Genomic DNA, 17,404 nt, shown 5'->3' with positions numbered 1-17,404 from the left:
CCGGGTCGGGTTTCGCCTGGCCTGGTAGCGCAGCACGGGGAATCGCAAAAACAGATTCCCGTGTGCTTCGCCAGTTACGAGAAGGCGCATCCTCGGATGCGCCTTTCTTCTATCAGGACTCTACCCACGCTCCGCGGTTGTTTATTTAGTACGGCCGTTTCTGGGGGACGCATGCTTCAAAATATCAGGGACAATTCACAAGGTTGGATTGCCAAGACCATCATCGGTGTCATCGTGGCCTTGATGGCGCTGACCGGCTTCGATGCCATCTTCCAGGCCACCACCCATAGCCAGGACGCTGCCAAGGTCAATGGCGACACCATCAGCCAGAATGAGCTGAGCCAGGCTGTCGACATGCAACGTCGGCAACTGATGCAACAGCTGGGCAAGGATTTCGACGCCTCCCTGCTGGATGAAAAAATGCTGCGTGAAGCAGCACTCAAGGGCCTCATCGAGCGCAAGCTGCTGCTCCAGGGCGCCAAGGATGCCAAGTTCAGCTTCTCCGAAGCCGCGCTTGACCAGGTCATCCTGCAAACGCCGGAGTTCCAGGTTGACGGCAAGTTCAGCCCCGAGCGTTTCGACCAGGTGATTCGTCAGCTGGGCTACGGTCGCCTGCAGTTCCGCGACATGCTGGCGCAGGAAATGCTGATCGGCCAACTGCGTGCTGGCCTGGCCGGCAGCGGTTTTGTTACCGATTCGCAGGTCGAGGCATTTGCCCGCCTGGAGAAGCAGACCCGTGATTTCGCTTCGCTGACCTTCAAGGCCGACCCGGCCGCGGTCAAGGTCACCGACGAAGAGATCAAGGCGCACTACGACGAGCACGCCAAGGAGTTCATGAGCCCCGATCAGGTGGTCATCGACTACATCGAGCTGAAGAAGGCCGCGTTCTTCGACCAGGTCAAGGTCGACGACGAGGCGCTCCAGGCGCTGTACCAGAAGGAAATCGCCAACCTGGCCGAGCAGCGTCATGCCGCGCACATCCTCATCGAAGTCAACGACAAGCTTGACGATGCCCAGGCCAAGGCTCGCATCGAAGAGATCAAGCAGCGTCTGGACAAAGGCGAAGACTTTGCCAAGCTGGCCAAGGAGTTCTCCCAGGACCCGGGCTCTGCCGCCACGGGTGGTGACCTGGGCTATGCCGGCCAGGGCGTCTACGACCCGGCCTTCGAAGAGGCGTTGTATGCGCTGAACAAGGGCCAGGTATCGGCGCCGGTGCGTACCGACTTCGGTTGGCACCTGATCAAGCTGCTGGATGTGCAGGCACCTGAAGTGCCGACCTTCGCCAGCCTGAAAGACAAGCTGACCCGCGAGCTCAAGACCCAGCAGGTCGAACAGCGCTTCGTCGAAGTGACCAAGCAGCTGGAGGACTCGGCGTTCGAAGCCTCCGACCTGGCCCAGCCGGCCCAGGAGCTTGGCCTGAAGCTGAACACCTCGGCGCCGTTCGGCCGTGAAGGTGGCGATGGCATCACGGCCAACCGTGCGGTGATCCAGGCGGCGTTCAGCCCGGAAGTGCTGGAAGAGGGTGCCAACAGCACCGCCATCGAGCTGGACCCGGAGACGGTCGTGGTCATCCGTGTCAAGGAGCACCGCAAGCCTGAGCAACTGCCGCTGGAAGTGGTGAGCGAAAGCATTCGCAAGCACCTGGCCAGGGAGCACGCCAGTGCGGCGGCCAAGGCCAAGGGCGAGGCGCTGATCGCCGGCCTGCGCGACGGCAAGGTCGAACTGGCAGCCAGCCAGGAAGGGCAGAGCTGGAAGGTCCAGGAAGCGGTCACACGCAACCAGGAGGCCATCGACCCAGCCGAGCTGCAGGCGGTGTTCCGCATGAGCAAGCCGCAAGCCAAGGACAAGCCGACCTTCGGTAGCGTCACCTTGAACGACGGCAGCTTTGTGGTCCTGCGCCTGAACGGCGTCAACGAAGGTGCTGCGGCAAGTGACGAAGAGAAGGCGGCCTACCGTCGCTTCCTGGCGTCGCGTGCTGGCCAGCAGGACTTCGCTGCGTACCGCAAGCAGTTGGAAGAGAAGGCGGACATCACCCGTTACTGAGTGATGCTGCTGTAAACGGAAAGGGCCGCTGATGCGGCCCTTTCTGTTTTTGTGTTGGTTGTACGGGGGCGTTCGCCGGCAAGGCCGGCTCCTACAGGGATCGCAACCTCTTCAGGAGCCGGCCTTGCCGGCGAATGGCCAGATCCCGGACAAAAGAAAAGGCCGCATCAGCGGCCTTTTCCCATCCTGCCAACCTTACTCGGTAAGGTCGCCCATGGCGGTAGTGTTGAAGCCACCGTCCACGTACATGATTTCACCGCTCACGCCCGACGCCAGGTCCGAGCAGAGGAACGCGCCGGCGTTGCCGACTTCGTCGATGGTGACGTTGCGACGCAGCGGGGTCTGCGCTTCGTTGGCGTCCAGCATCTTGCGGAAGTTCTTGATACCCGAGGCTGCCAGGGTACGGATCGGGCCGGCCGAAACGGCGTTCACACGAGTGCCTTCCGGGCCCAGGCTGCGCGCCAGGTAGCGCACGCCGGCTTCCAGGCTGGCCTTGGCCATGCCCATCACGTTGTAGTTGGGCATGGTGCGCTCGGCGCCCAGGTACGACAGGGTCAGCAGGCTGCCATTGCGGCCCTTCATCATGTCGCGACCGGCCTTGGCCAGGGCCACGAAGCTGTAGGCGCTGATGTCGTGGGCAATGCGGAAGCCATCACGGGTGGTGGCCTGGGTGAAGTCGCCGTCGAGCTGGTCGCCCGGCGCGAAGCCTACGGAGTGCACGATGCAGTCCAGGCCGTCCCACTTCTTGCTCAGTTCTTCGAAGACCTTGGCGATTTCTTCATCGCTGGCAACGTCACAGGGGAAGCACAGCTCAGGGCTGGAGCCCCAGCCAGCGGCGAACTCTTCGACGCGGCCCTTGAGCTTTTCGTTCTGGTAGGTGAAGGCAAGTTCTGCACCCTCGCGATGCATGGCGGCAGCGATGCCGGATGCGATGGACAGTTTGCTTGCGACACCGACGATCAGTACGCGCTTACCGGCGAGAAAACCCATGTGTTGTTCCTCTTCAGGTTAATCGACAGCTGTGGGGGCCAAAAAGGCGGCTTCCAGCAGCTGCTGTGTATAGGGATGTTGCGGGGCGCTGAAAATACCCGTAGCCGGACCTTGTTCCACCACCTTGCCCTGCTTTACCACCATCAACTGGTGGCTGAGCGCCTTGACCACCGCCAGGTCATGGCTGATGAACAAGTAGGTCAGGTTGTACTTGGTCTGCAGCGTACGCAGCAGTTCCACCACCTGGCGCTGAACGGTCCGGTCGAGCGCCGAAGTGGGCTCGTCCAGCAGTATCAGCGCCGGTTTCAATACCAGTGCCCGGGCAATGGCAATACGTTGTCGCTGGCCACCGGAGAACTCGTGAGGGTAGCGGTGCCGGGTTTGCGGATCCAGTCCTACTTCCTCGAGCGCCTCCATGATCGCCTGTTCCTGCTCTGCCTCCGTGCCAATCCGATGAATGCGCAGGCCCTCTCCGACGATATCGCTCACGCTCATGCGCGGGCTCAGGCTGCCGAAGGGGTCCTGGAACACCACCTGCATCTGGCGGCGCAACGGCCGCACCTGTTGCTGGGTCAGGCCGTCCAGCGCCTGGCCTTCAAAGCGTATCGCGCCCTGGCTGCCGATCAACCGCAGGATCGCCAGGCCCAGGGTAGACTTGCCGGAACCACTCTCGCCCACGATGCCCAGGGTCTGGCCCTGGGGCAGGCTGAAGTTGATGCCGTCCACCGCCTTGACGTGGTCCACGGTCTTGCGCAGCAGGCCCTTCTTGATCGGGAACCACACGCGCAGGTCCTCGACCTCCAGCAGCGGCGGGCCCACCGGGTTGTCGGCAGGCTTGCCGCTGGGCTCGGCACCGAGCAGCATTTGCGTATACGGATGCTGCGGGGCACGGAACAATTCGTCACACGACGCCTGTTCGACGATGCAACCGCGCTGCATGACACATACGCGGTGGGCAATTCTTTTCACCAGGTTCAAATCGTGACTGATCAGTAGCAGCGCCATGCCCAGGCGCGCCTGCAGGTCCTTGAGCAATTCGAGGATTTTCAGCTGCACGGTGACGTCCAGCGCGGTGGTCGGTTCGTCGGCGATCAGCAGCTCCGGCTCGTTGGCCAGGGCCATGGCGATCATCACCCGCTGGCGTTGACCGCCCGACAGCTCGTGGGGCAGGGCCTTGAGGCGCTTGACCGGGTCGGGAATGCCCACCAGTTCCAGCAGCTCCAGGGTGCGCTCGGTGGCCGCCTTGCCGCGCAGGCCCTTGTGCAGCATGAGAATCTCGTTGATCTGCTTCTCGATGTTGTGCAGCGGGTTGAGCGAGGTCATCGGCTCCTGGAAGATCATCGCGATGCGGTTGCCGCGAATGCGCCGCATCTGTTTTTCTTCCAGCTTGAGCAGGTCCTGGCCTTCGTAGGTGATGCTGCCGCTGGGGTGGCGGGCCAGCGGGTAGGGCAGCAGGCGCAGGATGGAGTGCGCGGTCACCGACTTGCCCGAGCCGCTTTCGCCCACCAGTGCCAATGTCTCGCCACGACGGATGTCGAAGCTGATGCCTTCGACCACGCGTTGCTGCTGCGCCCCGGTGACGAACTCCACCGACAGGTCGCGCACTTCGATCAAGGTGTCGTTGCTCATCTCATTTCCTCGGGTCGAAGGCATCGCGGGCGGACTCGCCGATGAACACCAGCAGGCTGAGCATCAGTGCCAGTACCGCGAAGGCGCTCATGCCCAGCCACGGCGCCTGCAGGTTGGACTTGCCCTGGGCCACCAGCTCGCCCAGCGACGGCGCGCCCGGTGGCAGGCCGAAGCCGAGAAAGTCCAGCGCCGTGAGGGTGCCGATGGCGCCGGTCAGGATGAACGGCAAAAAGGTCATGGTCGAGACCATCGCGTTGGGCAGGATGTGCCGGTACATGATCGCGCCGTTCTGCATGCCCAGCGCCCGCGCAGCGCGCACGTATTCCAGGTTGCGCCCGCGCAGGAACTCGGCGCGCACCACGTCCACCAGGCTCATCCACGAGAACAGCAGCATGATGCCCAGCAGCCACCAGAAGTTGGGCTGCACGAAACTGGCCAGGATGATCAGCAGGTACAGCACCGGCAACCCCGACCAGATCTCCAGAAAGCGCTGCCCGGCCAGGTCGACCCAGCCGCCATAGAAGCCCTGCAGGGCGCCTGCGATCACCCCGATGATGGAGCTGAACACCGTCAGCGTCAGGGCGAACAGCACCGAGATGCGAAAGCCGTAGATCACCCGCGCCAGCACGTCGCGGCCCTGGTCGTCGGTGCCCAGCAGGTTCTGCGCCGAGGGTGGGGCCGGGGCGGGCACCTTCAGGTCGTAGTTGATGCTCTGGTAGCTGAACGGGATCGGTGCCCACAGCACCCAGCTGTCCTTGGCTGCCAGCAACTCGCGGATGTACGGGCTCTTGTAGTTGGCCTCCAGCGGGAACTCGCCGCCGAAAGTGGTCTCGGGGTAGCGCTTGAGGGCGGGAAAGTACCATTCGCCGTCGTAACGCACCGCCAGCGGCTTGTCGTTGGCGATCAGCTCGGCGCCCAGGCTCAGCCCGAACAGGATCAGGAACAGCCACAGCGACCACCAGCCTCGGCGGTTGGCCTTGAAGCGTTCGAAGCGGCGGCGGTTGAGAGGGGATAGGGTCATCTCAGTGCTCCCGGCTGTCGAAGTCGATACGCGGATCGACAAGGGTGTAGGTCAGGTCACCGATCAGCTTCACCACCAGGCCCAGCAGGGTGAAGATGAACAGCGTGCCGAACACCACCGGGTAGTCGCGGTTGATGGCCGCCTCGAAGCTCATCAGGCCCAGGCCGTCGAGGGAGAAGATCACCTCCACCAGCAGCGAGCCGGTGAAGAAGATGCCGATGAATGCCGAGGGGAAGCCCGCGATCACCAGCAGCATCGCGTTGCGAAACACGTGCCCGTAGAGCACCCGGTTGGGGCTCAGGCCCTTGGCCTTGGCGGTGATCACATACTGCTTGTTGATCTCGTCGAGGAAGCTGTTCTTGGTCAGCAGGGTCATGGTGGCGAAGTTGCCGATCACCAGCGCGGTCACCGGCAGGGTCAGGTGCCAGAAGTAATCGAGGATCTTGCCCGTGGTGCTCAGTTCATCGAAGTTGTTCGAGGTGAGCCCGCGCAAGGGGAACCAGTCCAGGTAGCTGCCGCCGGCAAACAGCACGATCAGCAGGATGGCGAACAGGAATGCCGGGATCGCATAGCCGACGATGATGGCCGAACTGGTCCACACGTCGAAGTGGCTGCCGTGCCGGGTAGCCTTGGCGATCCCCAGGGGGATCGACACCAGGTACATGATCAGCGTGCTCCACAGCCCCAGCGAGATCGACACCGGCATCTTCTCGGCAATCAGGTCGATGACCTTGGCGTCGCGGAAGAAGCTGTCGCCGAAATCCAGCCGGGCGTAGTTCTTGATCATGATCCACAGGCGTTCCGGCGCCGGCTTGTCGAAGCCGTACATGCGCTCGATTTCCTTGACCAGGGCAGGGTCCAGGCCCTGGGCGCCACGGTAGTTGGAGCCGGCCACGGATACTTCCGAACCGCCACCGGCGATGCGGCTGGTGGCGCCGTCGAAGCCCTCGAGCTTGGCGATCATCTGTTCCACCGGGCCACCGGGCGCGGCCTGGATGATCACGAAGTTGATGATCAGGATACCCAGCAGGGTGGGGATGATCAGCAACAGGCGGCGAAAGATATAGGCGAGCATGTCAAGGTGCCTCGCCCGCTGGGGCAGCATCGGCTGGGGCGGCATCTGCGGCCCCCGGCACCACCGGTTTCACATCCGGCTTGATCCACCAGGTGTTGATGCCGATGTCGTACTTGGGCGGCGTGGCCGGGTGGCCGATATGGTTCCAGTACGCCACGCGCCAGGTCTTGATGTGCCAGTTGGGCACCACGTAGTAGCCCCATTGCAGCACGCGGTCCAGGGCACGGGTGTGTTCGATCAGGCTCTGGCGCGAGTCGGCATTGATCAGACCGTCCACCAGGGTGTCCACGGCCGGGTCCTTGAGGCCCATGAAGTTGCGGCTGCCGGGCTTGTCGGCGCTGGCGCTCTGCCAGAACTCGCGTTGCTCGTTGCCCGGCGAGTTGGATTGCGGGAAGCCGCCCACGATCATGTCGAAGTCGCGCGAGCGCAGGCGGTTGATGTACTCCGATACGTCCACCCGGCGAATGTTCAGCTCGATGCCCAGGTCGGCCAGGTTGCGCTTGTAGGGCAGCAGGATGCGCTCGAACTCGGTCTGGGCGAGCAGAAACTCGATCACCACCGGCTTGCCCTGGGCATCCACCATCTTGTCGTCCTGGATGCGCCAGCCGGCTTCCTGCAGCAGCTTGTAGGCCTGGCGTTGCTGCTCGCGGATCATGCCGCTGCCATCGGTGACCGGGTTCTTGAACGCTTCGGTGAACACCTTGTCGGGGATCTGCCCGCGCAGCGGTTCCAGCAGTTTCAGTTCGGCCGCATCCGGCAGGCCGCTGGCCGCCATGTCGGAGTTTTCGAAGTAGCTGGTGGTGCGGGTGTAGGCGCCATTGAACAGCTGCTTGTTGGTCCACTCGAAGTCCAGCAGCAGGCTCAGTGCCTCACGCACGCGCACGTCCTGGAAGATCGGGCGGCGCAGGTTGAACACGAAGCCCTGCATGCCGGTCGGGTTGCCGTTGGCGATCTCTTCGCGGATAAGGCGGTTCTGGCGTACTGCCGGGATGTTGTAGGCGGTGGCCCAGTTCTTGGCGCTGACCTCCAGCCAGTAGTCGAACTGGCCGGCCTTGAGCGCCTCGAGCGCCACGGTGTTGTCGCGGTAGTAGTCGACGCGAATGGTGTCGAAATTGTAGAAGCCGCGGTTGATCGGCAGGTCCTTGCCCCAGTAGTCGGGGTCGCGCACGTAGCGGACCGAGCGCCCGGCCTTGACCTCGGCGACCTTGTACGGCCCGCTGCCCAGGGGGATCTCCAGGTTGCCTTTGGTGAAGTCGCGGGTGGCCCACCAGTGCTTGGGCAGCACCGGCAACTGGCCGAGGATCAGCGGCAGTTCACGGTTGCCCTTGTGCTTGAACTTGAACAGCACACGCAGCGGGTCTTCGGCGATCACTTCGTCGACGTCGGCATAGTAGGCGCGGTACAGCGGTGCGCCGCTGGTGACCAGGGTGTTGAAAGTGAACACGACGTCTTCGGCACGAACCGGATGGCCATCCTGAAAGCGCGCCTCGGGGCGCAGGTAGAAGCGCACCCAGCTGTTGTCGGGGGCTTTTTCGATCTGCCTGGCCAGCAGCCCGTATTCGGTGAATGGCTCATCGAGGCTGTTGCGCGCCAGGGTGTCGTATACCAGATCGATGTTGTCGGCCGGCACGCCCTTGTTGATGAAGGGGTTGAGGCTGTCGAAGCTGCCGGAGCCGTTGACGCGAAAGGTGCCGCCCTTGGGCGCGTCGGGGTTCACATAGTCGAAATGCTTGAAGTTGGCCGGGTACTTGGGCGCTTCGTCGTAGAGGGTCACTGCATGTTGCGGGGCGGCCAGGGCCTGAAGGCTCAGGCTGGCCAGCAGCAGGCCGCCTGCGATCAGGCGCAGGCACGGCAATGGCATCATTGGGCGTTCTCCGTGGGCTTGAGCCACCAGCTGTTCAGCCCCAGGGTGTAGGGCGGCGTGGCGACAAAGGCAAACCGGTTGCGGTAGGCCAGGCGGTGATAGTCGAGATACCAGTTGGGAACCATGTAGTGCTGCCATAGCAGCACTCGATCGAGGGCGCGCGCCGCAGCCACCTGATCGTCGCGGCTCTGTGCATTGAGCAGGGACTCTAGCAGGTGGTCGACCACCGGGCTCTTCACGCCCGCGTAATTCTTGCTGCCTTTGGTGGCGGCCTGGCTGGAATGAAAATACAGCCACTGCTCGAGGCCCGGGCTCAGGGTCTGGTTCAGGGTCATCAGAATCATGTCGAAATCAAATTGGTCCAGCCGCTGTTTGTACTGGGCCCGGTCTACCGTGCGCAAGCGCGCGTCGATACCGATGCTGGCAAGATTTTCGACATAAGGTTGCAGGATCCGCTCCAGGTTCGGGTTCACCAGCAGAATTTCCAGCTTCAGCGGCTGCCCGTTGCTGTTGAGCAGGCGCTGGCCGCTGAGCTTCCAGCCTGCCTGGCCGAGCAGGTTGAGGGCCTGGCGCAGGGTATCGCGGTCGATACCGCGCCCGTTGGTCTTGCCCACGCTGTAGGGCTGGGTGAACAGGGCGGCAGGCAGTTGGTCGCGGTACGGCGCCAGCAGCAGCCACTCCTTGCCCACCGGCAGGCCGGTGGCGCTGAACTCGCTGTTGGGGTAGTAACTGCTGGCGCGCTTGTAGGCGCTGCTGAACAGGGTGCGGTTGGTCCATTCGAAGTCCAGCATCAGGCCAAGGGCCTGGCGCACGCGGTCGTCGCTGAAGGCGGCGCGCCGGCTGTTCATGAACAACCCCTGGGTCTGGGTCGGGATCTGGTGGGCGATCTGCGCCTGGATCACCTGACCACGACGCACAGCGGGGAAGTTGTAGCCGGTGGCCCAGTTCTTGGCCTGGTGCTCGATGTAGACATCGAATTCACCCGCCTTGAAGGCCTCGAAGGCCACATCGCTGTCGCGGTAGAACTCGAACTCGACGCGGTCGAAGTTGTACTTGCCGCGGTTGACTGCCAGGTCCTTGCCCCAGTAGTCCTTGACCCGCTCGAACACCAGGCTTCGACCTGGCTGTACCTGGGTGATGCGGTACGGGCCGCTGCCCAGTGGCGGTTCGAAGGTAGTGGCCTTGAAGTCGCGGCCTTTCCAGTAATGCTGGGGCAGCACCGGCATTTCGCCCAGGCGCAAGATCAGCAGCGGGTTGCCGGCACGCTTGAACACGAAGCGGATGCGCTTGGGGTTGAGGATGTCGACTCGCTGCACTTCCTGCAGGTTGGTGCGGTAGAGCGGGTGGCCTTCCTTGAGCAGGGTGCGGTAGGAGAACGCCACGTCGGCGGCGGTGATCGGCCGGCCATCGTGAAAGCGTGCCTCGGGACGCAGGTTGAACACCACCCAGCTGCGGTCTTCGCTGTACTCCACCGAACGGGCGATCAGCCCGTAGCTGGAGGTGGCTTCATCGCCGGAGGGGTCGCGCTGGCCGGTGCCGACCATCAGGGTCTCGTTCAGCTCGTTCACCCCGTACTGCAGGAAGTTTGGCGTGGTGACCGGGCTTGAGCCCTTGAAGGTATAGGGGTTGAGGGTATCGAACGTGCCGAATGCCATGGCGCGCAAGGTGCCGCCTTTGGGCGCTTGCGGGTTTACCCAATCGAAATGGGTGAATTTGGCTGGGTACTTGAGCGTGCCGAACTGGGCGTAACCGTGACTTTCGCTGATGGTCGCGCCCGCGGGAAAGCTCAAGGCCAGGCTGAATGACAGCAACAGGAGGGGACGTATCAAGTCGGCGATCCGATCCGGGCTTGGGCTTTATTCCGGCTACAGTAACAGCTTGTATCGGCAGGAAAAAGAGCAGCCCCGGAGATCGCCGGGGCCGCGGCCAGGCGGGCCTGGCCCGGGTCTCAGTGCGGCAGGTAGACGGTGAGGGTCTGGCCGGGCTTGAGGGCGTGGCCGCTGCGCGGATTCCAACGCTTGAGGTGCTGCATTTCAACGTTGAAACGCTTGGCCACCATGTACAGCGAATCGCCTTTGCGCACCTTGTACTGGGTAGGCTTCTTCTGGTTGCCGGCCGCGCTGGCAGGCTGCGCACCTTGCATCACCAGGGTCTGGCCGACCTTGAGGTTGTTGCCGCGCAGCTTGTTCCAGCGCTGCAGGTCCTTGACGCTGACCTTGTTGGCCCGGGCGATGCTGCCCAGGTTGTCGCCACGCTTGACCCGGTAGCGGCTGTTGCGCACCGGCGTCGAGGCTTCGGCCAGGGCTGCCTCGAATACCGCCTTTTTCGGCTGCAGGCTGAGCAGCTCTTCGGGCTTCATGTTCGACAGGCTGGTGGTCAGCAGTTGCGCCTTGGCGGTGGGTACCAGCAACTGCTGCGGGCCGTCCACGGTCATGCGTTTCTTGAAGGCCGGGTTGAGCTGGAACAGTTCGTCTTCGTCGATCTCGGCCAGTGCGGCGACCCGCGACAGGTCGAGCCGGTCCTTGATCGCCACGGCTTCGAAGTAGGGTTCGTTGGCAATCGGGTTGAGGTTCACGCCGTACGCCTGCGGGGTCAGTACCACCTGCGACAGGGCCAGCAGCTTTGGCACGTAGTCACGGGTTTCCTTGGGCAGCGGCAGGTTCCAGTAGTCGGTTGGCAGGCCGAGCTTCTCGTTGCGCTCGATGGCGCGGCTGACCGTGCCTTCACCGGCGTTGTAGGCCGCCAGGGCCAGCAGCCAGTCGCCGTTGAACATGTCGTGCAGGCGGGTCAGGTAGTCCAGCGCCGCGTTGGTCGAGGCGGTGATGTCGCGACGGCCATCGTAGAAGCGCGTCTGGCGCAGGTTGAAGTAGCGCCCGGTGGACGGGATGAACTGCCACAGGCCCACCGCGTGGGCGCGGGAATAGGCCATCGGGTTGTAGGCACTTTCGATTGCAGGCAGCAGGGCCAGCTCCAGCGGCATGTCGCGCTCTTCAAGACGCTCGACGATGTAGTGGATGTACAGGCTGCCGCGGTCGCCGGCGCCTTCCAGGAACGAAGGGTTGCTGGCGAACCACAGGCGCTGCTGCTCGATGCGCGGGTTCACCGCAATGCCGTCCTGCAACTGGAAGCCCTGGCGCATGCGTTCCCAGACGTCCTGGGCCACGGCTGGCTCGACCGGCTTCTTGTCATGCACGAAGATCGGTTTCTGCTTGATCCGCGCCTGGAAGTTGTGCGCGCGAACGCTATCGGATTCATCGACCTGGCGCGTGCTCTGGCAGCCCACGAGGGTGGCGGCCAGGGCCAGCGCACTGGCTTGGGCCAGGCGCGTCAGGGCAACGGAATTGAAGGTTCTGCGGCTAGGGGACGACATTGGCTGGGGGAAAGTTCCGGGCAAAAATGTCGGGCGATTCTAGAAAGGCACCCCCCATCGGTCAACCTTTGAGAATTTTCCGACCTTCACAGCGCCTGTTTAGAACGTGTCTTTCCAGGCCCGCAACCCCGCCAAAACAGCACTGGGCGTAGGGTTTATGCGGCCCACCCGTTCGTCTATTTTTTGTTTAACGGATGTTTCTGCTACCCGCAAAAACGGGTTGGTCAGCTTCTCCAGCGCGATGGTGGAGGGCAAAGTGATGCGATCTTGCGCGCGCAGTGCGGTAACGTCTTCGAAGCGTTGGATAACGTGCGGGTTCTGCGGCTCGACCGCACAGGCAAAGCGCAGGTTGCTCAGGGTGTATTCGTGGGCGCAATACACCTGGGTGGCCGCCGGCAGCGCTGCCAGGCACTCCAGCGAGTGGTGCATCTGCTCCGGCGTGCCCTCGAACAGGCGCCCGCAGCCGGCGGCGAACAGCGTGTCGCCACAGAACAGCATCGGCAACTGCGGCTGGGCACAGTAATAGGCGATGTGCCCCAGGGTGTGGCCGGGTACGGCGAACACCTGGAACTCAAGCCCCAGCACCTCGAGGCGGTCATTGTCGTTCAGGGCCTGGTCGCGGGCGGGTATGCGTTCGTTGGCCGGGCCGCTGACGCGGGCGCCGGTGTGCGCCTTGAGCTGCTCAACGCCGCCCACATGATCGTGGTGGTGATGGGTGATCAGAATGTCGGTCAGTTGCCAGTCGGCATGCGCCTGCAGCCAGGCCAGCACGGGGGCGGCATCGCCCGGGTCGACCACCGCACAGCGCTGGTTCACGGCATCTTGTAACAACCAGATGTAGTTATCACTGAAAGCGGGCAGGGCCTGTATCTGTATCATCGTGCGATTCGCCAAACGGTGGACATGGGTGCATCTTAGTAGCTATGTGCGTTGTCGAGAACCTTCCAAGGGAGACAGCAATGACCGATCAAGCCTTTGCCCAGGCCGACCCGCAGTGGCTCGAGCTGATCAGCCAGGCGCGCGAGTGGTTCGCCGGCCCGCTGGGCCAGCAGCTGCTCGCCGGGGAACAGCGCCTGCTCGAAGAGGAGCTGGGGCGCTTCTTCGGTGGCTACCTGGTGCATTACGGCCCTTGCGCCGAGGCACCGCCCAATGCCCCGCAGGTGCAACGCAACGTGCGCCTGGGGGCGCCGCTGCCGGGCGTCGAGATCGTGTGCGAAGAACAGGCCTGGCCCCTGAGCGAGCACGCCGCCGACGTGGTGGTGCTGCAGCACGGGCTGGACTTCAGCCTCTCGCCCCACGGCCTGCTGCGCGAGGCGGCCAGCAGCGTGCGCCCTGGCGGGCACCTGCTGATCGTCGGGATCAACCCCTGGAGCACCTGGGGCCTGCGCCGGGTGTTTGCCCATGATGCGTTGCGCAAGGCGCGCTGCATCTCGCCGTCGCGGGTGGGCGACTGGCTCAACCTGCTGGGCTTCGCGCTGGAGAAACGCCGCTTCGGGTGCTATCGTCCGCCGCTTGCCTCGCCGGCCTGGCAGGCACGGTTGTCTGGCTGGGAGCGTGCTGCCGGGCGCTGGCAGATATCCGGTGGCGGTGTGTACGTGCTGGTGGCGCGCAAGATGGTGGTGGGCCTGCGCCCGCTGCGCCAGGTGCGCCGCGAGCCGATGGGCAAGCTGCTGCCGTTGCCGATGGCCAAGGTCAACCGGCGCACGCCTCACCCCGAGGGCCGCACCTTCAATGATGAATAAAGGCTGTACATGAGCGAAAGCGTCGAAAGCGTCGAGATCTACACCGATGGTGCCTGCAAGGGCAATCCTGGCCTGGGCGGCTGGGGCGCGCTGCTGGTCTGCAAGGGCGTCGAAAAGGAGCTGTGGGGCGGCGAGCGCGAAACCACCAACAACCGCATGGAACTGATGGCCGCCATCAAGGGCCTCGAGGCGCTCAAGCGCCAGTGTGATGTACTGCTGGTGACCGACTCGCAGTACGTGATGAAAGGCATCACCGAGTGGATGGTCAACTGGAAGAAGCGTGGCTGGAAGACCGCCGCCAAGGAGCCGGTCAAGAACGCCGACCTGTGGCAGCAGCTCGACGAACAGGTCAACCGCCACAACGTGAAATGGCAGTGGGTGCGCGGGCACGTCGGCCACGCCGGCAACGAGCGTGCCGACCAGCTGGCCAACCGCGGCGTCGACGATCTGCGCAAGCAACGCTGAACCCTCCCTTTAGCGAATTCGCCACATCCTGCCCCGGGTGAGGTAAAATTCGCCGCTTTCAATATTCAGGCAGTACGCGGCAGGAGATGACCGACGTGGAGATGCAGAACAACAGGTCGGTAGTGCTCGACACCGAAACCACCGGCATGCCGGTGGCCGATGGTCACCGCATCATCGAAATCGGCTGTATCGAGCTGGTCGGCCGGCGCATGACCGGACGCAATTTCCACGTGTACCTGCAGCCCGACCGCGAAAGCGACGAGGGCGCGATCGGGGTGCACGGCATCACCGACGAATTCCTGGTGGGCAAGCCGCGTTTCGCCGAAATCGCCGACGAGTTCTTCGAGTACATCAAGGGCGCGCGGCTGATCATCCACAACGCGGCGTTCGACGTTGGTTTCATCAACAACGAATTCGCCATGCTCGGCCAGCACGATCGCGCCGATATCGCACAGCACTGCGAGGTGCTCGACACCCTGCTGATGGCCCGCGAGCGTCACCCCGGCCAGCGCAACAGCCTCGATGCCTTGTGCAAACGCTATGGCGTAGACAACTCCGGCCGCGAACTGCACGGCGCGTTGCTCGACTCCGAGTTGCTGGCGGACGTGTTCCTGGCCATGACCGGCGGCCAGACCAGCCTGTCACTGGCCGGCAGCGACAGCGAGGGCGAAGGCCAGTCCAGCCAGGGCAGCGAGATCCGTCGGCTGGTGGGGCGTCAGCCGGGGCGCATCATCCCGGCCACCGAGGCAGAGCTGCAAGCGCACATGGCGCGCCTTGAAGCAGTGGCAAAATCCACCGGTGGCCCGGCCTTGTGGCAGCAACTGCTCGAGGCCCGCTGAAGCAAATCCCGCCGCGTACCTGGCGCCGACCTTCTACCCTGAAATGAACGGCCTCACGGCCTGTCGCTCAGAAGGTGCCGGCGCCCATGTACAAGGACCTCAAGTTTCCGATACTCATCGTGCACCGCGATATCAAGGCCGACAGCGTGGCCGGTGATCGCGTGCGCGGCATTGCCCAGGAACTGGCCCAGGACGGCTTTACCATTCTGCCGGCGGTGGACTACGCCGAGGGCCGCCTGGTAGCGGCCACCCACCACGGCCTGGCCTGCATGCTGATTGCGGCCGAAGGCGCGGGGGAAAACACCCACCTGCTGCAGAACATGGTCGAGCTGATCCGCCTGGCGCGTGTGCGCGCACCGCACTTGCCGATCTTCGCACTGGGCGAGCAGGTGACCCTGGAGAACGCCCCGGCCGACGCCATGAGCGAACTGAACCAGTTGCGCGGCATCCTTTACCTGTTCGAAGACACCGTGCCGTTTCTGGCCCGACAAGTGGCGCGGGCGGCGCACAACTACCTGGACGGCCTGCTGCCGCCGTTCTTCAAGGCCCTGGTGCAGCACACCGCGCAATCGAACTACTCGTGGCACACGCCGGGCCATGGCGGTGGCGTGGCGTATCGCAAGAGCCCGGTGGGCCAGGCGTTTCACCAGTTCTTCGGCGAGAACACCCTGCGTTCGGACCTGTCGGTGTCGGTGCCGGAGCTGGGTTCGCTGCTCGACCATACCGGCCCCCTGGCGGCGGCCGAAGCGCGTGCGGCGCGCAACTTCGGCGCCGACCACACCTTCTTCGTGATCAACGGCACCTCCACCGCCAACAAGATCGTCTGGCACTCGATGGTCGGGCGTGACGACCTGGTGCTGGTGGATCGCAACTGTCACAAGTCGGTGCTGCACGCAATCATCATGACCGGCGCAATCCCCCTGTACCTGTGTCCGGAGCGCAACGAACTGGGCATCATCGGCCCCATCCCGCTGAGCGAGTTCAGCCGCGAGGCGATCCAGGCCAAGATCGAGGCCAACCCGCTGGCCGCAGGGCGCGAGCCGCGGGTGAAGATGGCGGTGGTGACCAACTCCACCTATGACGGGCTGTGCTACAACGCCGAGATGATCAAGCAGGTGCTGGGCAACAGTGTCGAGGTGCTGCATTTCGACGAGGCCTGGTACGCCTACGCGGCGTTTCATGAATTCTTTGCCGGGCGTTACGCCATGGGTACTTCGCGCAGTGCCGACAGCCCGTTGGTGTTCAGCACCCATTCCACCCACAAGCTGCTGGCCGCGTTCAGCCAGGCCTCGATGATCCACGTGCAGGACGGCGGTGCACGCCAGCTCGACCGTGATCGATTCAACGAGGCGTTCATGATGCATATCTCCACCTCGCCGCAGTACAGCATCCTGGCCTCGCTGGACGTGTCGTCGGCGATGATGGAAGGCCCGGCTGGGCGCTCGCTGCTGCAGGAAATGTTCGACGAGGCGCTGAGCTTTCGGCGTGCGCTGGCCAACCTGCGCGAGCACCTGGCCGACGACGACTGGTGGTTCAGTATCTGGCAACCGCCGCAGGTGGGTGGCATTCACCGCGTGGCGACCGAGGACTGGCTGCTGCAACCCCAGGCCGAATGGCACGGCTTTGGCGATGTGAGCGAAGACTACGTGCTGCTCGACCCGATCAAGGTCACGCTGGTGATGCCGGGGCTGGATGCGGGCGGCAGCCTGGGCGAGCATGGTATTCCTGCGGCAGTGGTCAGCAAGTTCCTGTGGGAGCGCGGGCTGGTGGTGGAGAAGACCGGCCTGTATTCGTTTCTGGTGCTGTTCTCGATGGGGATCACCAAGGGCAAGTGGAGCACCTTGCTCACCGAACTGCTGGAGTTCAAGCGCAACTACGACGCCAATACCGCGCTGCTGCAGAGCCTGCCGTGCGTGGCGCAGCTGGACCCGTTGCGCTACCACGGCATGGGCCTGCGCGACCTGTGCGAGCAGTTGCACGAATGCTACCGCGCCAACGCCACCGCCAAGCAGCTCAAGCGCTTGTATACGCGTTTGCCCGAGGTGGTGATGAAGCCGGGGGATGCGTATGACAAGCTGGTGCGCGGCGAGGTCGAGGCGGTGCCGATCGAGCGCCTGATCGGGCGGGTGGCGGCGGTGATGCTGGTGCCGTACCCGCCGGGGATTCCGTTGATCATGCCCGGGGAGCGCTTTACCGAGTCGACGCGCTCGATCATCGACTACCTGGGCTTTGCACGGGCGTTCGACCGTGGGTTCCCCGGGTTTGTGGCCGATGTGCACGGGCTGCAGCATGAGGTGGGGGACGTGTATACGGTGGATTGCATCCGCGAATGAGGGATGGTTTGTGCTGGCCGCTTCGCCGGCCTT

At 63.8% G+C, this 17,404-nt stretch carries 13 protein-coding genes; 5 read left to right on the top strand and 8 right to left on the bottom strand.

Features of this window, described 5'->3' with window-relative positions; all coding sequences use genetic code 11:
* Positions 1-171: 171 nt before the first annotated feature.
* Positions 172-2,043, top strand: coding sequence for a SurA N-terminal domain-containing protein (locus tag FW760_RS16045; RefSeq protein WP_446443878.1), 1,872 nt, complete (start codon positions 172-174; stop codon positions 2,041-2,043).
* A gap of 195 nt (positions 2,044-2,238) precedes the next feature.
* On the opposite strand, the gene fabI is transcribed toward FW760_RS16045, so the two are convergent.
* The 8 genes from fabI to gloB form a co-directional block, all read right to left on the bottom strand.
* Positions 2,239-3,033 carry an enoyl-ACP reductase FabI gene (gene fabI / locus FW760_RS16040; protein ID WP_043864489.1) on the bottom strand — a complete coding sequence of 265 codons (795 nt, stop codon included), beginning with the start codon at positions 3,031-3,033 and terminating at the stop codon, positions 2,239-2,241.
* Between the two features lie 18 nt (positions 3,034-3,051).
* Positions 3,052-4,662, bottom strand: coding sequence for an ABC transporter ATP-binding protein (locus tag FW760_RS16035; protein WP_043864488.1), 1,611 nt, complete (start codon positions 4,660-4,662; stop codon positions 3,052-3,054).
* A 1-nt stretch (position 4,663) separates the two neighbouring features.
* Positions 4,664-5,683, bottom strand: coding sequence for an ABC transporter permease (locus FW760_RS16030; protein WP_043864487.1), 1,020 nt, complete (start codon positions 5,681-5,683; stop codon positions 4,664-4,666).
* Between the two features lies 1 nt (position 5,684).
* Positions 5,685-6,758 (bottom strand): microcin C ABC transporter permease YejB, encoded by a 1,074-nt coding sequence (locus FW760_RS16025; RefSeq protein ID WP_043864486.1) that lies wholly within the window; start codon positions 6,756-6,758, stop codon positions 5,685-5,687.
* 1 nt (position 6,759) lies between these two features.
* Positions 6,760-8,622: an extracellular solute-binding protein gene (locus FW760_RS16020; RefSeq protein ID WP_058541305.1), complete on the bottom strand. Its 1,863-nt coding sequence runs from the start codon at positions 8,620-8,622 to the stop codon at positions 6,760-6,762.
* Positions 8,619-10,451: an extracellular solute-binding protein gene (locus FW760_RS16015; protein WP_054915278.1), complete on the bottom strand. Its 1,833-nt coding sequence runs from the start codon at positions 10,449-10,451 to the stop codon at positions 8,619-8,621. Before FW760_RS16015 ends, FW760_RS16020 begins: the two co-directional genes overlap by 4 nt.
* 119 nt (positions 10,452-10,570) lie before the next feature.
* Entirely contained in the window at positions 10,571-11,992 is a 1,422-nt protein-coding gene (locus tag FW760_RS16010; RefSeq protein WP_043859725.1) for a LysM peptidoglycan-binding domain-containing protein, read from the bottom strand.
* 99 nt (positions 11,993-12,091) lie between these two features.
* A complete protein-coding gene (gene gloB, locus FW760_RS16005; protein WP_415378078.1) occupies positions 12,092-12,871 on the bottom strand; it encodes a hydroxyacylglutathione hydrolase in 780 nt (259 codons plus the stop codon).
* Positions 12,872-12,951: 80 nt separating this feature from the next.
* Here gloB and FW760_RS16000 point away from each other — a divergent pair, with 80 nt between their 5' ends.
* The 4 genes from FW760_RS16000 (at position 12,952) to FW760_RS15985 (ending at position 17,371) form a co-directional block, all read left to right on the top strand.
* Positions 12,952-13,734, top strand: a complete 783-nt coding sequence (locus tag FW760_RS16000) for a class I SAM-dependent methyltransferase (protein WP_043859727.1) — start codon at positions 12,952-12,954, stop codon at positions 13,732-13,734.
* A gap of 9 nt (positions 13,735-13,743) precedes the next feature.
* Positions 13,744-14,199, top strand: coding sequence for a ribonuclease HI (rnhA, locus tag FW760_RS15995; RefSeq protein ID WP_043859728.1), 456 nt, complete (start codon positions 13,744-13,746; stop codon positions 14,197-14,199).
* A gap of 86 nt (positions 14,200-14,285) precedes the next feature.
* Complete coding sequence (dnaQ, locus tag FW760_RS15990) at positions 14,286-15,038, top strand: DNA polymerase III subunit epsilon (protein WP_229589435.1); 753 nt, start codon at positions 14,286-14,288, stop codon at positions 15,036-15,038.
* A gap of 86 nt (positions 15,039-15,124) precedes the next feature.
* The gene (locus tag FW760_RS15985; RefSeq protein ID WP_043859729.1) at positions 15,125-17,371 is read left to right on the top strand and encodes an Orn/Lys/Arg family decarboxylase; all 2,247 of its coding nucleotides are present in this window, start codon (positions 15,125-15,127) and stop codon (positions 17,369-17,371) included.
* Positions 17,372-17,404: the final 33 nt, after the last annotated feature.

This window comes from Pseudomonas sp. 1176_21 (genome assembly GCF_052850635.1).
The sequence above is the reverse complement of the archived record's forward strand: the minus strand, read 5'-3'. Positions and strand labels throughout refer to the sequence as shown.

Bases quoted from the DNA above. Each gene is read 5' to 3' on its own strand.
- FW760_RS16025 (WP_043864486.1), bottom strand. From the start codon at position 6,758: ATGCTCGCCTATATCTTTCGCCGCCTGTTGCTGATCATCCCCACCCTG.
- gloB (WP_415378078.1), bottom strand. From the start codon at position 12,871: ATGATACAGATACAGGCCCTGCCCGCTTTCAGTGATAACTACATCTGG.
- FW760_RS16010 (WP_043859725.1), bottom strand. From the start codon at position 11,992: ATGTCGTCCCCTAGCCGCAGAACCTTCAATTCCGTTGCCCTGACGCGC.
- FW760_RS15985 (WP_043859729.1), top strand. From the start codon at position 15,125: ATGTACAAGGACCTCAAGTTTCCGATACTCATCGTGCACCGCGATATC.
- fabI (WP_043864489.1), bottom strand. From the start codon at position 3,033: ATGGGTTTTCTCGCCGGTAAGCGCGTACTGATCGTCGGTGTCGCAAGC.
- FW760_RS16020 (WP_058541305.1), bottom strand. From the start codon at position 8,622: ATGATGCCATTGCCGTGCCTGCGCCTGATCGCAGGCGGCCTGCTGCTG.
- FW760_RS16035 (WP_043864488.1), bottom strand. From the start codon at position 4,662: ATGAGCAACGACACCTTGATCGAAGTGCGCGACCTGTCGGTGGAGTTC.
- FW760_RS16030 (WP_043864487.1), bottom strand. From the start codon at position 5,683: ATGACCCTATCCCCTCTCAACCGCCGCCGCTTCGAACGCTTCAAGGCC.
- rnhA (WP_043859728.1), top strand. From the start codon at position 13,744: ATGAGCGAAAGCGTCGAAAGCGTCGAGATCTACACCGATGGTGCCTGC.
- FW760_RS16045 (WP_446443878.1), top strand. From the start codon at position 172: ATGCTTCAAAATATCAGGGACAATTCACAAGGTTGGATTGCCAAGACC.
- dnaQ (WP_229589435.1), top strand. From the start codon at position 14,286: ATGACCGACGTGGAGATGCAGAACAACAGGTCGGTAGTGCTCGACACC.
- FW760_RS16000 (WP_043859727.1), top strand. From the start codon at position 12,952: ATGACCGATCAAGCCTTTGCCCAGGCCGACCCGCAGTGGCTCGAGCTG.